The sequence below is a fragment of the Achromobacter sp. E1 genome (assembly GCF_037039475.1).
Taxonomy (GTDB): domain Bacteria; phylum Pseudomonadota; class Gammaproteobacteria; order Burkholderiales; family Burkholderiaceae_B; genus Achromobacter; species Achromobacter mucicolens.
The window spans coordinates 2,592,255-2,605,520 of the sequence record NZ_CP146253.1 but is presented as its reverse complement, the minus strand read 5'-3'; the positions used below and the strand labels follow the sequence as shown (position 1 = coordinate 2,605,520).

11 protein-coding genes and 2 pseudogenes are annotated in these 13,266 nt (G+C 65.5%); 6 read left to right on the top strand and 7 right to left on the bottom strand.

The window, feature by feature from the left end; translation table 11 throughout:
* Window positions 1-6: 6 nt before the first annotated feature.
* A complete protein-coding gene (locus tag V6V88_RS11960) occupies window positions 7-810 on the bottom strand; it encodes a helix-turn-helix transcriptional regulator (protein WP_223575699.1) in 804 nt (267 codons plus the stop codon).
* Window positions 811-1,029: 219 nt separating this feature from the next.
* On the opposite strand from V6V88_RS11960, the gene V6V88_RS11955 reads away from it, so the two are divergent.
* Both V6V88_RS11955 and V6V88_RS11950 read left to right on the top strand, forming a co-directional pair.
* Window positions 1,030-1,998 carry a tripartite tricarboxylate transporter substrate-binding protein gene (locus V6V88_RS11955; RefSeq protein ID WP_223575700.1) on the top strand — a complete coding sequence of 323 codons (969 nt, stop codon included), beginning with the start codon at window positions 1,030-1,032 and terminating at the stop codon, window positions 1,996-1,998.
* Window positions 1,991-2,875 (top strand): PhzF family phenazine biosynthesis isomerase, encoded by an 885-nt coding sequence (locus V6V88_RS11950; RefSeq protein ID WP_223575701.1) that lies wholly within the window; start codon window positions 1,991-1,993, stop codon window positions 2,873-2,875. The genes V6V88_RS11955 and V6V88_RS11950 overlap by 8 nt, the downstream gene beginning before the upstream one ends.
* Window positions 2,876-3,003: 128 nt before the next feature.
* On the opposite strand, the gene V6V88_RS11945 is transcribed toward V6V88_RS11950, so the two are convergent.
* Window positions 3,004-3,555 (bottom strand): DNA starvation/stationary phase protection protein, encoded by a 552-nt coding sequence (locus V6V88_RS11945; protein WP_056316975.1) that lies wholly within the window; start codon window positions 3,553-3,555, stop codon window positions 3,004-3,006.
* Window positions 3,556-3,712: 157 nt separating this feature from the next.
* Between V6V88_RS11945 and V6V88_RS11940 the strand changes: the two genes are divergently transcribed.
* Complete coding sequence (locus tag V6V88_RS11940; protein WP_223575702.1) at window positions 3,713-4,891, top strand: MFS transporter; 1,179 nt, start codon at window positions 3,713-3,715, stop codon at window positions 4,889-4,891.
* 15 nt (window positions 4,892-4,906) lie between these two features.
* Here the strand turns inward: V6V88_RS11940 and ftrA are convergent, their stop codons facing one another.
* The gene (gene ftrA, locus V6V88_RS11935) at window positions 4,907-5,935 is read right to left on the bottom strand and encodes a transcriptional regulator FtrA (protein ID WP_062841326.1); all 1,029 of its coding nucleotides are present in this window, start codon (window positions 5,933-5,935) and stop codon (window positions 4,907-4,909) included.
* A 120-nt stretch (window positions 5,936-6,055) separates the two neighbouring features.
* On the opposite strand from ftrA, the gene V6V88_RS11930 reads away from it, so the two are divergent.
* Window positions 6,056-6,493, top strand: coding sequence for a rhodanese-like domain-containing protein (locus tag V6V88_RS11930; RefSeq protein WP_223575703.1), 438 nt, complete (start codon window positions 6,056-6,058; stop codon window positions 6,491-6,493).
* Window positions 6,494-6,577: 84 nt separating this feature from the next.
* Window positions 6,578-6,718 (top strand): hypothetical protein, encoded by a 141-nt coding sequence (locus tag V6V88_RS11925; RefSeq protein WP_338619308.1) that lies wholly within the window; start codon window positions 6,578-6,580, stop codon window positions 6,716-6,718.
* A 78-nt stretch (window positions 6,719-6,796) separates the two neighbouring features.
* Here the strand turns inward: V6V88_RS11925 and V6V88_RS11920 are convergent.
* Window positions 6,797-7,294 (bottom strand): annotated as a pseudogene (locus V6V88_RS11920) (transposase); the annotation flags it as partial.
* Between the two features lie 56 nt (window positions 7,295-7,350).
* On the opposite strand from V6V88_RS11920, the gene V6V88_RS11915 reads away from it, so the two are divergent.
* Complete coding sequence (locus V6V88_RS11915; protein WP_102776314.1) at window positions 7,351-8,622, top strand: IS256 family transposase; 1,272 nt, start codon at window positions 7,351-7,353, stop codon at window positions 8,620-8,622.
* A gap of 35 nt (window positions 8,623-8,657) precedes the next feature.
* Here the strand turns inward: V6V88_RS11915 and V6V88_RS11910 are convergent.
* From V6V88_RS11910 to V6V88_RS11900, 3 genes and pseudogenes are all read right to left on the bottom strand, one after another.
* Window positions 8,658-9,455, bottom strand: a pseudogene (locus V6V88_RS11910) (IS256 family transposase); the annotation flags it as partial.
* Window positions 9,456-10,708: 1,253 nt separating this feature from the next.
* The gene (locus V6V88_RS11905) at window positions 10,709-10,921 is read right to left on the bottom strand and encodes a YbdD/YjiX family protein (RefSeq protein WP_105238611.1); all 213 of its coding nucleotides are present in this window, start codon (window positions 10,919-10,921) and stop codon (window positions 10,709-10,711) included.
* A gap of 21 nt (window positions 10,922-10,942) precedes the next feature.
* Window positions 10,943-13,024, bottom strand: coding sequence for a carbon starvation CstA family protein (locus V6V88_RS11900; RefSeq protein ID WP_062841328.1), 2,082 nt, complete (start codon window positions 13,022-13,024; stop codon window positions 10,943-10,945).
* Window positions 13,025-13,266: the final 242 nt, after the last annotated feature.

Below are 13,266 nucleotides of genomic sequence, written 5' to 3'. Positions count from 1 at the left end.
GCGGCGCTAGCCCTGCTCCGCTTTCCCGTCCCAGTCGTCATCGCCGGCTTGCACGGCGCGCAGCAGCCGTCCCAGATGCCCGCTGCTGGAAAATCCCAGGTCGGCGCTGACGCTTGCGAGGGATTCGCCAAGCGCAAGCCGCCGGCGCGCCGTCTGCGCCAGCACGAAGCGGCGCAGCGTGATGGGAGAGCGCCCATAGGTCTCGATGCAGGCGCGCTGCAAGCTGCGCGTGGTCGCGCCGAGCATGCTGGCGGACTCCGCAATCGCAGGCAGCGGCAGCCCCGCGTCCAGGCGATCGCGCAGCAGCGCCAGCCATTGCCGGGCGAGCGGCAGCGGCGGCTGCGGTGCGCGCGTGCGGGCCTGCAGACGGGAGCCGGCGTCAAGCTGCGCAATAAGCGCCTGAACCAGCATCGGCAGCGCTGACGCCGACATCGCCGGCATCCATAGCGCATCAAGCATGGCTTGCGCCGCGCCATCCAGTTGCAGCACACCGTCCGCCCCGCAGCTTCGCAGCAATTCGGGCGCCAGATAGAGCTCGCCATGCTGCTGCGTCACGCTTTCTGCGCGCGTGCTGTGCTGGACGTGGGATGGCAGCAGCAAGGCCTGTCCGCGCACCAGCCGGCAACGCCGGCGCGCGCCCTCCTCGTCGCGCCAGGCGCTATCCAGGGCGCCGGCGCGCGGCCACAGCAACATGGCGCAATCGTGTTCGTGCCATTGAAACGCGTAGCGCGGCTGCCGGCTGGCCGCGAGCGCGAAGCCGGTCTGGGCAATCAGGCCTTGTTTGGAAGATAGCGGGACGGAACGCATCATGACGGCGGGCAAGACAAGTGCCGAGTCAGGCCACGCTGGCAACGGCGGAATGGGGCGTCCGGCCAGTATCGGCGCGTGGCGGCTTTCCCGCAAGCGCGGCGGGACGCCAACACCCGCCCCTGTCGCGTACGGGATCATTCCATGTCGCACCGCGGTTCGCTGCCGTCCGGACGTCTTGCTTACGATCTGGGTCATTCAAACCAGCACAAGGGGAAGTAGATGATCCGCGCACTGCCCGCCGCATTGCTATCGGCCGCCGTCTTGGCCTTGCCGGCCACCAGCGCCCTGGCCGAGTCCGCATGGCCCGACAAACCCATTACCCTGATCGTTCCTTTCCCGCCGGGCGGGGGCACGGACCTGGTCGTGCGCACCTTGCAGCCCGCGTTATCGCGCGAGCTGGGCCAGACCGTGATCATCCAGAACACCGGCGGCGCCGGCGGCACGGTGGGATCCGGGCAGGCTGCCCGCGCGCGGCCGGACGGCTACACGGCCCTGGCGGTGACGACCAGCACCACCGCGCTCAGCGCCAGCCTGTACAAGAAGCTGCCCTACAACCCGGAAAAGGATTTCGACTACATCGGCTTCATCGGCACCTCGCCCTATGTGCTGGCGGTGCAACCGGCGTTGAAGGCGGCCACGGTCGAGACGCTGACCGACGCCTTGAAGGCGCGCCGCACCGGCACGTTCGCGTCGGTGGGCGCGGGCACCGTGTCGCATCTGCTTGGCGAAATGTTCACGAAGGACAAGAAGCTGGACCTCACGCACGTGCCGTATCGCGGCGCGGCCCCCGCGTATACCGACCTGATCGGCGGGCAGGTGGACATCATGTTCGACAACCCGGTGGGGCTGGCGCCGTTCGTGCAGAGCGGCAAGCTGGTGGCCGTGGCCACCACAAGTCCCACTCCGATCCTGCCGGGCGTGCCGACCTTTGTCTCCCAAGGCATGCCGGCCTATACGCAGGTGCTGTGGTATGGCCTGGCCTTTCCCAAGCAGACGCCCGATGCGATCGTGCAAAAGATGAATGCCGCGCTCAACGCGGCACTGCGCGATCCGGCCGTGGCCTCGGACCTGGCCGCCAAGGGCGTGGACGGGCGTCCGGGCACGTCCGAAGCCCTGACGCAAGCCGTCTCACACGACCTTGCCTTCTGGGGCGACCTCATCACCAAGACCGGAGTCCAGTTTGACTAAGCCCGCCTTCCCTGCCGCGCCCGCCGAGCCGCCCCCCGGCCAGGCGATCCTGCTGCGCGTATTCGTCGATACGTCTCAGCCCCGCGAAGGCGGCAACCCGGTGCCGCTGGTGCTTGACGCGCAGGGCATGACGGCCAGCGACATGCAGGCCCTGGCCGCACACCACGGCCACGAGTCGTCCTTCGTTGTGCCGGCCGATGGCGATGATCATCTGTGCCAATTGCGATTCTTCGTGCCCGGCCACGAAATGGAGATGTGTGGACACGCAACCGTGGGCACGCTCTGGGCCCTGCGGCAGTGGGGACGCTGGACGACGCCGCGCGCACGTGTTCAGACCCTGAGCGGCAGCGTGGATATCGAATGGGACGACGCTGGCAATCGCGCCTGGGTGTCGCAGCCTGCCGTGGCCACCTCGGCGCTCACACCGGCGCAATGCCGCGCGATCGCTGAGGTGCTGCGCATCGATCCGGACTTGCCCGGCCTGCACATGATCAATGCCAGCACCAGCCGCGTGAAGACGCTGGTACGGCTGCCGGGCGTGGCCGAGCTGAACGCCTTGGCGCCCGACTTCGAAGCGATGCGGGACCTCTGCGAGGCCATCGGCTCGACCGGTCTCTACCCCTATGCGCTGATGACGGACGGCGCCAGCGCGCGGCAATTTCCCAAGGCTTCTGGCTACCCCGAGGATGCGGCCACCGGCATTGCGGCCGCCGCCTTGTGGGGCTACCTGAACGAGACGGGCAGCGTGCCGGCGGACGGTGTGTACACGGTCCGCCAGGGCGTGGCCATGGGATCGCCCTCGGCAATCCAGTTGCGCCGGCGCGGCGACGCCCCCGGATGTTGGCTGAGCGGCGAAACGCAATGGATACGGCGCTAAGCGTGCTGAGCGCGCTGCTGGACGACCGCGCCTGATCCCGCGGAACCTACCCGCCCGCGCTTTCTGGCGGGCGGCATTGACGCGACGATACCGGTACGACTGAACCACCGCCCCGCCGGGCGACAGGGTCAGTGCCCGGTCGAATCGCCCTGACGGCTGGCTTCGAACAGGAACCACGTGCGCCGCTCGGTCTCGTCGATCCAGTTTTCGATCAGGCTGGAACTGGCGATGTCGCGATGCTCGTCGGTGACGTTGTGCGCCTCGCGTAGCGTTGCCGCCAGCACCTTGTTGTCTTCCCGCAGCTCGGCCAGCATGTCCAGCGGCTGCACGAAGTCGGCGTCGTTGTCCGAGATGCGCTGCGAGCGCGAGATGTGGCCGATGGACCGCAGCGTCGTGCCTCCAATCTTGCGGATGCGCTCGGCGATGGGGTCCGTCATGGCGAACAGCTGGTCGCCCTGCTCGTCCAGCAACAGGTGGTAGTCCCGGAAGTGGGGCCCACTGACGTGCCAATGAAAGTTCTTGGTCTTCAGGTACAGGGCGAACACGTCGGCCAGCACCTGATTCAGCACGGCGGAGATGTCGCGGGTGGCGTCGGCCGCCAGGTCGGTGGGCGTTGCCAGCGGCGCCTTGCGGCGGACCTTCAGCGCCTTGGTGGTCTTCTCATTCAGTTTCTTGGCCATGGATCGCACCTTTGTGAAATGAATCGGACAACACGATTGCGGCGCGGCATGAACCGCCCGCGAGGCACAGCGTAAATCTCTGGATGCGCTTTGCCAATGCCCGGCGCAGCGAAGGAGTATGCTACGCCGCTTCGCATCCCCCTGATCCCTTCCCACCATGCGCGGCAATCCCGACGCCAGGCAAGGCGCCATCGCGTTGCACGGGTTCTATTTCCTGTATTACGGCCTGCAGGGCGCAAGCATTCCCTTCCTGCCCTTGTGGTTCGCCAGCCGGGGCTTGGACCCGGCCCTGATCGGGCTGATCGTCGCCACGTCGTTCCTGCCCAAGATCGTGTCGACGCCGATCGTGGCGCACATCGCGGACCAGACGGGCCGCGCCCACGCGCTGATCGCGTCGGCGCTCGCGGCGTCCCTGGTTCTTTTCGTGTGCTATCCGTTCAGCCAGACTTCAGCCTGGCTGCTGGCCATCACGCTGTTGCTGAACGCGGTGTTCCCGGCCGTGCTGCCGCTGATGGACCGCATGGCCATTGCGAGCGGGCGCGGACAGGGCAATTCCTACACGGTGATGCGCGCCTGCGGTTCGCTGGGCTTTGCCGCGGTGACGGTGGCGGGCGGCTATCTGATCAAGACGTTCGACGCGGATTGGGTGATGTGGCTGTCGATCCTGCTGATCGTCGCGTGCCTGGCCTGCGTGCGGCTGCTGCCGCAGGCGGCGCGGCCGGCGCCTCAAGAATCCCAGGCGGACCGCGTCCGGGTGCCGATGCGCGAAGTGCTGCGCGACCGCCCGTTGCTGCTGTGCATCGCCGCGGCCTCGCTGGTGCAGGCAAGCAACGGCTTCCTGTATTCCTATTCGACGCTGTACTGGACCGCGAGCGGCCTGTCGACGGCGATGATTTCGCTGTTGTGGGTGGTGGGCGTGGCAAGCGAGGTCCTGTTCTTCTTTCTGGCGCCGCGCATCCTGGCGCGCACGGGTGCGCAGTGGCTGATCCTGGCCTCGGCCGTCATGACGGCGATCCGCTGGGCGGGCCTGTCCGCCACCACCGACCCCGCGCTGATCGCGGGCTTGCAGTTGTTGCAGTGCTTCACCTTGGCCGGCAACAATGCCGCCATCATGTGGTACATCACCCGCCGCGCGCCCGCCGCCTGCAAGACTTCGGCAATCGCGTTGTACGCCATGCTGTCGGGCGGCGTGTTCATGTTCGCCAGCATCCAGCTCGGCGGCGCGCTGTACCGCAGCTTCGCCCCGGGCGGCTTTCTGGTGATGGCGCTGTGCGCGGCCGCGGCCGCACCATTGGTGATGGTCTCGGAAAAACTGCGGCGGCGCGAGGCGAGCTGAACGTGGCGTTGGCGTTCAGCGCGTGCGCGGGGCGGCGATGGCATCGCGCGATTCGCCGCTGACACCTGAACCGCGCTTGAACGCGGCCGCGTTATGGCCAAACTTTTCGCGGTAGGCGGCCGGACTGGTCAGCACGATACGCCGGAAGTGCCGGCGCATGGACTCCTCGGAGCCAAACCCGGCCAGCTCGGCAATGCGGCCCACGGACAAACGCGCCTGCGATTCAAGCATTTCACGGGCGGCGGCCACGCGTTCGCGGATCAGCCATTCATAGGGGGCCATGCCGGTAGCCTCTTGGAATTGCCGTTGCAGCGTGCGCGGACTCATCGCGGCGCGGTCCGCCAGCGACCGCAACGTATGCGGCGACGTGCAATGCTGCCGCATCCAGTCCATCAACTTGGCCAGGCGCCCGCTTTCGTCGGAAGGCATGGGCCGCGGCACGAACTGCGCCTGCCCTCCTTCGCGGTGCGGCGCCACCACGAGCCGCTGCGCGACCCGATTGGCCACCGCCCCACCATAGTCGCGGCGCACCAGGTGAAGCAGCATGTCCAGCCCGGCCGCGGACCCGGCCGACGTGATGATCTGTCCGTCATCCACATACAACGCATCGGGTTGAACCCGCACCTGCGGGTAACGCTGCTGCAGTTTTGCGGCATATCGCCAGTGGGTGGTCACGGTCTTCCCGTCGAGCACGCCGGCGGCGGCCAGAACAAAAACGCCGGAACAGATCGAACAGAGCCTTGCCCCACGCTGATACGCCGCGCGAAGCTTCTTTAGCAACGGCGCGGGCGGCAATTCGTCGGCATCACGCCAACCGGGCACGACGATGGTGTCGGCACGATCAAGCAACTTGAGGGTATAAGGCGCGGCCACGGTAATGCCGCCTGCGGCGCGCAGCGGGCCAGGCTCGCTGGCGCACACGGCGAAGCGATACCAATCGACATCAAGCTCTGGACGCTCGAGCGCGAACAACTCGGTCACGCAGCCGAATTCGAAGGTGCAGAGCCGGTCGTAAGCCAGCGCGACAACTAGGTGGTTACTCATGGCGTAATGTTACCGGTAAATGTCATTTACGCCACTTATCGGCGAGGCGGCGCGACGCCAGAATGGGGCTTCTGGATATTGCTTCCAGATGCCTCTCATCCTCCTTTTAAGAGTTTCGCCATGCCCACGACCAACGCCGTCACCGCCATCCCCGCCGCCGACAGCGCAACCGCCCTCGCCCACTTTCACGCATCGCTGCAATTCGAGACCGACTGCTCCGACGTGGCAGGCGCCCTCGCCTCGGGCACCCCGGGCTTCGTGCTGCTGGACGTACGCAGCCCGGCGCTATTCGCCCAGAGCCATGTCCCGGGCGCGCTGAACCTGCCGCACGGCAAGATCGTCGAATCGAAGCTGGTCAACTATCCGGCCGACACGCTCTTTGTCACGTACTGCGCGGGTCCACACTGCAACGGGGCCACACGAGGCGCATTGCGGTTGGCGCAGTTGGGCCGTCCCGTGAAGGTGATGACTGGCGGCATCACCGGCTGGGTCGACGAAGGGTTGCCGCTTGAGGGCAGCGATGCGGGCCGGATTGAGGGTGAGCGCAGAAGTGCCTGAGATGGGCGTTGAATTGTGAGTTGGCTGATGCTGGTGGCTGACGGTTGCTGGTAGCTGGTTGCTGGTTGCTGGTGGCGGGTGCTGGTGCTGGTGCTGGTGCTGATGCTGGTGCTGATGCTGGTGCTGATGCTGGTGCTGGTGCTGGTGCTGATGCTGGTGCTGGTGCTGGTGCTGGTGCTGATGCTGGTGCTGGTGCTGGTGCTGGTGGTCGGGCGGGGTTCTTGAGACGCCCGGCGCGGCGTGGGCCTGGGGAGTGTCAGAATTTTTGTGTTCTAGGCATTTGCTCTGACGTTGCATCATTAGCTAGCCAGCCGGCTGTGAGTCGATACGGGGCCGGGTAAATCGTTCCTCATAGAGGACGGCGAACTGCTGCATGGCCTCGGTCCAATGGTGTGTGGCCGATCCCCATTTGACGGCGATGTTTCTGAGCGCCAGCCAGAGCAGCTTAATAGCTGCATCGTCGGTGGGGAAGTGGCCGCGCGTTTTGATGATCTTGCGAAGCTGCGCGTTTACGCTCTCTATCGCATTGGTCGTGTAGATCACGCGGCGGATCGCGGGCGGGAACACGAAGAATGGGATGACCTGCTCCCACGCGTCCTTCCAGGCCTTAACGATCATGGGGTATTTCAGTCCCCATGGGCTCGCAGCGAACTCATCGAGCGCCTCTTGCGCGGCCTGAGCGTTCACGGCGGCGTAGATCGGGCGCAGTGCCGCGGCGATGGTGCGCCGCTCCTTCCAGCCCGCGTAGCTCAGACTGTTGCGGATCAGGTGCACGATGCAGGTCTGCAGCGTCGTGGCCGGGGGCCTATCCGCAATTTTGTGTGCGAGGCATATCATGAGGACTAAAGACCATGGATATGCCGATGAAGAAGAGACGCAGCGCAGCCGCTCAGGCGGCGGCCCGTGGGCCGCTGCCTGAAGTCCCAGCCGAACTGCTGGATCATCTGGTCAAGGGACCGATGACGCCCAGCGAGGTCCAAGACCTGTTCCTGTCGTTCCAGAAGGCGGTGATCGAACGCACGATGGCCGCGGAGATGAACCTGCATCTGGGTTATCGGCCAGGCGAGGACAAGCCCGAAGGCCAGGCCAACGAGCGCAACGGCGCCAGCGGCAAGACGGTGCTGACCGAGCATGGCCCGGTGCGCGTGGAGCTTCCCCGTGACCGGGACGGCTCCTTCGCCCCGATCCTGATCCCCAAGCACGAGCGACGCTTCACCGGGTTCGATGACCGGATCATCGCCATGTACGCACGGGGCATGAGCGTGCGCGAGATCCAGGCGTTCCTGGCCGAGAGCTACGGCACCGAGGTCTCGCCGGACTTCATCAGCTCGGTCACCGACGAGGTCATGGCCGAGACCATCGCCTGGCAGAACCGGCCGCTGGAGGCGATGTACCCGGTGGTGTTCTTCGACGCGTTGCGGGTCAAGATCCGAGACGACGGCGGCGTCAGCAACAAGGCGGTGTACCTGGCGCTGGGCGTGCAGGCCGACGGCCAGCGCGATGTGTTGGGCCTGTGGGTCGAGCAAACCGAGGGGGCCAAGTTCTGGCTCAAGGTCTTCAATGAACTCAAGACCCGAGGGTGCCAGGACATCCTGATCGCCGTGGTCGACGGCCTGAAGGGCCTGGCCGACGCCATCGGCACGGCCTTCCCGCGCACGACGGTGCAGACCTGCATCGTGCATCTGATCCGCAACAGCCTGGATTACGCGGGGTGGAAGGATCGCAAGGCTGTAGCCGCCGCCCTGCGCCCGATCTACGCAGCCGCCAGCGCACAAGCAGCCGAGCAGGCGCTACAGGCGTTCGCCGATGGGCCCTGGGGAACCAAGTACCCCACCATCGTCGCGGCCTGGCAGCGGGCCTGGGAGAACGTCACGCCGTTCTTCGTGTTCCCGCCGGACATCAGGCGCGTGATCTACACGACCAATGCCATCGAGAGCTTGAACATGCAATTGCGCAAGATCATCAAGACGCGAGGCCACTTCCCAACGGATGAGGCCGCCATCAAGCTCCTATGGCTGGCGCTACGCAACGTGCTGGCCAAGTCCGTCAGAGCGACCTTCGACTGGAAAGTCGCCATGAACCAGTTTGCTATCCTGTTCGGCGAACGGTTTACTGCGGCCCGGGGATAACAACTTTTAAAACGCCTCGCCCACAAAAATACGGACAGGCTCGTGGCCGGGAACACGACCTCTAGCGCCTGCGGCATCCCTTTTAAACCGTCGGTGACCGCGATCAGGATGTCCTGCACGCCTCGCGTTTTAAGGTCGTTGAACACCCGCATCCAGAACTTGGCGCCTTCAGTGGTCTCGATCCACAAACCTAGAATCTCGCGTGAGCCATCCGGCAGCACGCCCAGCGCCAGATATACCGCCTTGTTCTGAACCAGGCCTTCATCCCGGATCTTGACCCGTAGTGCGTCGAAGAACACCACCGGCAGCATCGGATCCAGCGGCCGGTTCTGCCAGGCCTGCACCTCTTCCATGACTTCATCAGTCACCGAGCTGATGAATTCCGGCGACACATCAGTGCCGTATTGCTCGTCCAGAAATGCCCGGATCTCGCGCACGCTCATGCCACGGGCGTACATCGCGATGATCTTGTCATCGAACCCCGTAAAACGCCGGGCGTGCTTGGGGATCAGGATCGGGGCGAAGCTGCCGTCCCGATCACGCGGGATATCGAGCTTCAGGGGCCCGTCATCGGTCAATACCGTCTTGCGGCTCTTGCCGTTGCGCTGGTTGCTGGACGCCTCGGGACGGGCCTGTCCTGCCGGATATCCCAGGTGCTGACCCAGCTCGGCGCCCAGCGCCCGTTCGATCAACGCCTTCTTCAGCAGCATGAACGTGTCCTGGACCGCCTCAGCCGTCATCGGTCCGGTTACAAGCTCATCGAGTAACTGCTCAGCACTGGCCGGCAGCGCCGGCTTGCTGGACTGCTTCGCAGACTTCGGGGTGCGTGCCATGGTCGGTCTCCTTGAAAACCATCATAGGCCTGCACACAAAAATCCGGACACTCCCTGGGCCTGGGGCGGGCGGGGCTCCGATTGCGGTCCGGAGCCTTCGCTCCGGACTGCCCCGTCGTCATCCTCGTCCGCCTTCGGCTCCCTTCGGATTCCCTCGGGCGCATCTAAACGCCGCGCCCACCCCAGGCCCACGCCACACCGGGCTTTGCAGTTGAATCTTCTCGGGCGGCGGGGGGATTCGGGTTCTTGAGGTTCTTGCACACAGTTGGGTGGCAGAGAAAAATCTTGCGGGGCCCGCCCCCGGGCGGCCGCGCGGGCGGCCTTCGTGGGCTTACGCGGCGTCTTGCGTCGAGGTGATGACGCTTCGCGTGTGGCGACCTCCTCTTCAAGGTCTTCAAGGTGTCTGACACCCTGGTGAGATGCGCTTCATGCCAAGTTCACCTCCCGAGGGTGTCAGACACCGGCGGCAGCAACTACTGGCACATTCGTAAACCTGATTCAGGTGGCCGACACCCAGGCAAGATCCCGTCATACCAAGTGCATCTTTCAGACGTGCAAGACACCATCGGCAATCACGCTTAGCGCATGCCTAATGATGGTTCAGATACCAAGCGCCCACACGCCCCGCTCGCTACTAATCGTCAAGTCAACTCCAGTGCCCGATGGGCGGCGCGCGTACAGGTCGGCAGGCTGCCATTGTCCGTGGACGCGCGCCGCCCATCACCGCCCCCCCCCCGCGTTGGAGCGCCCATCAGCAAACCACCCTCCGCCAGCGCATAAGCGCACACTGCCACGACGCCCCACCGCCCCGATGCCGATTGCCGCCGCCCGGGCGGCAGCAATTCGGCGGCCCCGCAGATCCCCTTCCCTGACCACAGGTCTTACAGCGCCACATACCAAAGACCCTCGCAGCACGGCGTCGCGGGCACCGTGGGCGCGAGCGCCGTCGATGCGCCCGAGGGAATCTGAAGGGAGCCGAAGGCGGACGAAGATGACGAAGGGGCAGTCCGGAGCGAAGGCTCCGGACCGCAATCGTGGGCGATCGTGCCCACGGTGACCGCGGCGTCGGGCGACCTACGAAGATCGTGCCCCCCCGCGAAGATCCTGCCGCCTACGAAGAGTCGACCGCCTACGAAGCACCGACCACTTACGAAGCACCGACCACCTAAGAGAACCGCCCCCCAGCCAAAAACCGCAACAACACCCTCACAAGAAAAAAGGCCCTGCATCAGCAAGGCCTTCCATCCACCAAATCAGCAGCACCCAATCCGCTTCTTCCCCCCGTATCGCGCCTCCTGGCGCTCCCGGAAGAAATCCTCGTAGCTCATCGGCTCCTGCTCAGGATGCGTGCGCCGCATATGCTCGACATACGTCTCGTAATCCGGCACGCCGACCATCAGCCGGAGCGTTTGCCCCAGGTAGCGGCCGGCGGCGCCGGCTGCGGAAGTCATGTTGCTGAACAGCATGCGGCTTCTCCTGGGTTGCGGTCAGTCGGCGCCGGCGGCTGCGGGCAGCGCCTCGTACGGCGTTTCGCGGGACGTCGGCTTGTTTTCATTGCGGGCGCGCTGCACCGACTTCAAGCCGAACACCACGATGCTCACCACCACGAAGATGAAGATCGCGCACAGTCCTGCGTTGATGTAGTCGTTCATCACCACGCGCGACATCTCGCCCAGCGACTTCGCCGGCGCCAGCACCTTGCCTTCGGCGATCGCGGCGTTGTACTTGTCGGCGTGGGCCAGGAAGCTTACGCGCGGGTCCGAGTGGAACAGCTTTTGCAGACCGGCGGTCAGCGTGCATGCCAGCAGCCAGAGCGTGGGCAGCACCGTGACCCAGGCGTAGCGGTCGCGCTTCATCTTGAACAGGACGACCGTGCCCAGTGTCAGCGCAATCGCCGCCAGCATCTGGTTGGCGATGCCGAAGAGCGGCCACAGGGTGTTGATGCCGCCCAGCGGATCGACCACGCCCTGATACAGGAAGTAGCCCCACGCCGCCACGCACAGGCCGGTGGCGATCAGGTTGGCGGGCAGCGAATCCGTGCGCTTGAGCGACGGGGCGAACGTGCCCAGCAGATCCTGCAGCATGAAGCGGCCCGCGCGGGTGCCGGCGTCCACGGCGGTCAGGATGAAGAGCGCCTCGAACAGGATGGCGAAGTGGTACCAGAATGCCATCATGCCCGGGCCGCCCAGCGCCTGATGCAGGATGTGGGCCATGCCCACGGCCAGCGTCGGCGCGCCGCCGGCGCGCGAGATGATCGTGCTTTCGCCCACGTCCTTGGCCGTCTGCACCAGCTCGGCCGGCGTGATCACGAAGCCCCAGCTCGACACCACCTGGGCGACCTGGTCCGGCGTCGTGCCGATGACGGCTGCCGGGCTGTTCATGGCGTAGTAGATGCCGGGCTCGATCACGCAAGCCGCCACCAGCGCCATGATGGCCACGAAGGATTCCATCAGCATGCCGCCGTAACCGATGTAGCGGGCCTGGGTTTCGTTTTCGATCAGCTTGGGCGTGGTGCCCGAGGAGATCAACGCGTGAAAACCGGACACCGCGCCGCAGGCGATGGTGATGAAAAGGAACGGGAACAGGTTGCCCGACCACACCGGACCGGTGCCATCGATGAACTGGGTCAGCGCGGGCATCTTCAGTTCGGGGGCCACGACCACGATGCCGATCGCCAGACCCACGATGGTGCCGATCTTCAGGAAGGTCGACAGGTAGTCGCGGGGCGCCAGCAGCAGCCACACGGGCAGCACCGAGGCGATGAAGCCGTAGACGATCAGGATCCAGGTCAGGCCCTTGCCGTCGAAGTCGAACATCGGGCCGATGACCGGATGCGCGGCCACGTCCTGACCGAACGTGATGGCCGCCATCAGGCCCAGGAAGCCGATGATGGACACCTCGCCGATCTTGCCCGGGCGGATGTAGCGCAGGTAGACACCCATGAAGAGCGCGATGGGGATCGTCGCGGCCACCGTGAAGGTGCCCCACGGCGAATGCGTCAGCGCCTTCACGACGATCAGGGCCAGCACGGCCAGGATGATGACCATGATCATGAACGCGCCGAACAGCGCGATCACGCCGGGGATCTTGCCCAGTTCCGACTTGACCAGGTCGCCCAGCGAGCGGCCGTCGCGGCGGGTGGAAATGAAGAGGATTGTGAAGTCCTGCACGGCGCCGGCGAACACGACGCCGGCCAGGATCCACAGCATGCCGGGCAGATAGCCCATTTGCGCGGCCAGCACCGGTCCGACCAGGGGACCCGCGCCGGCGATGGCGGCAAAGTGGTGGCCGAACAGCACATGCTTGTTGGTGGGCACGTAGTCCAGGCCGTCGTTGTACTTCCAGGCCGGCGTCATGCGCGTGGGGTCAAGCTGGAAGACCTTGCGTGCGATGAAGCGGCTGTAGTAACGGTAGGCGATGAGATAGACGCAGACGGCGGCGATCACCACCCATAGCGCGTTGATGGTCTCCCCTCTGGCCAGCGCCACGGTGCCCAGCGCAAACGCGCCCAGTACCGCAACCGCCAGCCAGACCAGGTGCTGACCCAGTCCCTTACTGCTGGTGTGCATAAGTGCTCCTCTTGCCTCCCGCCATGCTCTTGGCGTGAAACGCTTTTTTCGTCCCGCGGAAGGCAGACTCATTGTTGTGGGGTGGCGGACGCACGCGTCCACGCTTGCGTCGGGTCGACGCGGGCGCCAGTATTGCCGCCCGCCCACGGCGCCAACAAGCGCGGAACTACGCAAGCGGGCTACGTGTTACTACGCCATGCGCCGCAGCAAAATTTCGTGGAAATCGTAAAATCCCCCGAACT

Bases quoted from the DNA above. Each gene is read 5' to 3' on its own strand.
- V6V88_RS11960 (WP_223575699.1), bottom strand. From the start codon at position 810: ATGATGCGTTCCGTCCCGCTATCTTCCAAACAAGGCCTGATTGCCCAG.
- V6V88_RS11900 (WP_062841328.1), bottom strand. From the start codon at position 13,024: ATGCACACCAGCAGTAAGGGACTGGGTCAGCACCTGGTCTGGCTGGCG.
- V6V88_RS11905 (WP_105238611.1), bottom strand. From the start codon at position 10,921: ATGCTGTTCAGCAACATGACTTCCGCAGCCGGCGCCGCCGGCCGCTAC.
- ftrA (WP_062841326.1), bottom strand. From the start codon at position 5,935: ATGAGTAACCACCTAGTTGTCGCGCTGGCTTACGACCGGCTCTGCACC.
- V6V88_RS11955 (WP_223575700.1), top strand. From the start codon at position 1,030: ATGATCCGCGCACTGCCCGCCGCATTGCTATCGGCCGCCGTCTTGGCC.
- V6V88_RS11940 (WP_223575702.1), top strand. From the start codon at position 3,713: ATGCGCGGCAATCCCGACGCCAGGCAAGGCGCCATCGCGTTGCACGGG.
- V6V88_RS11930 (WP_223575703.1), top strand. From the start codon at position 6,056: ATGCCCACGACCAACGCCGTCACCGCCATCCCCGCCGCCGACAGCGCA.
- V6V88_RS11945 (WP_056316975.1), bottom strand. From the start codon at position 3,555: ATGGCCAAGAAACTGAATGAGAAGACCACCAAGGCGCTGAAGGTCCGC.
- V6V88_RS11915 (WP_102776314.1), top strand. From the start codon at position 7,351: ATGCCGATGAAGAAGAGACGCAGCGCAGCCGCTCAGGCGGCGGCCCGT.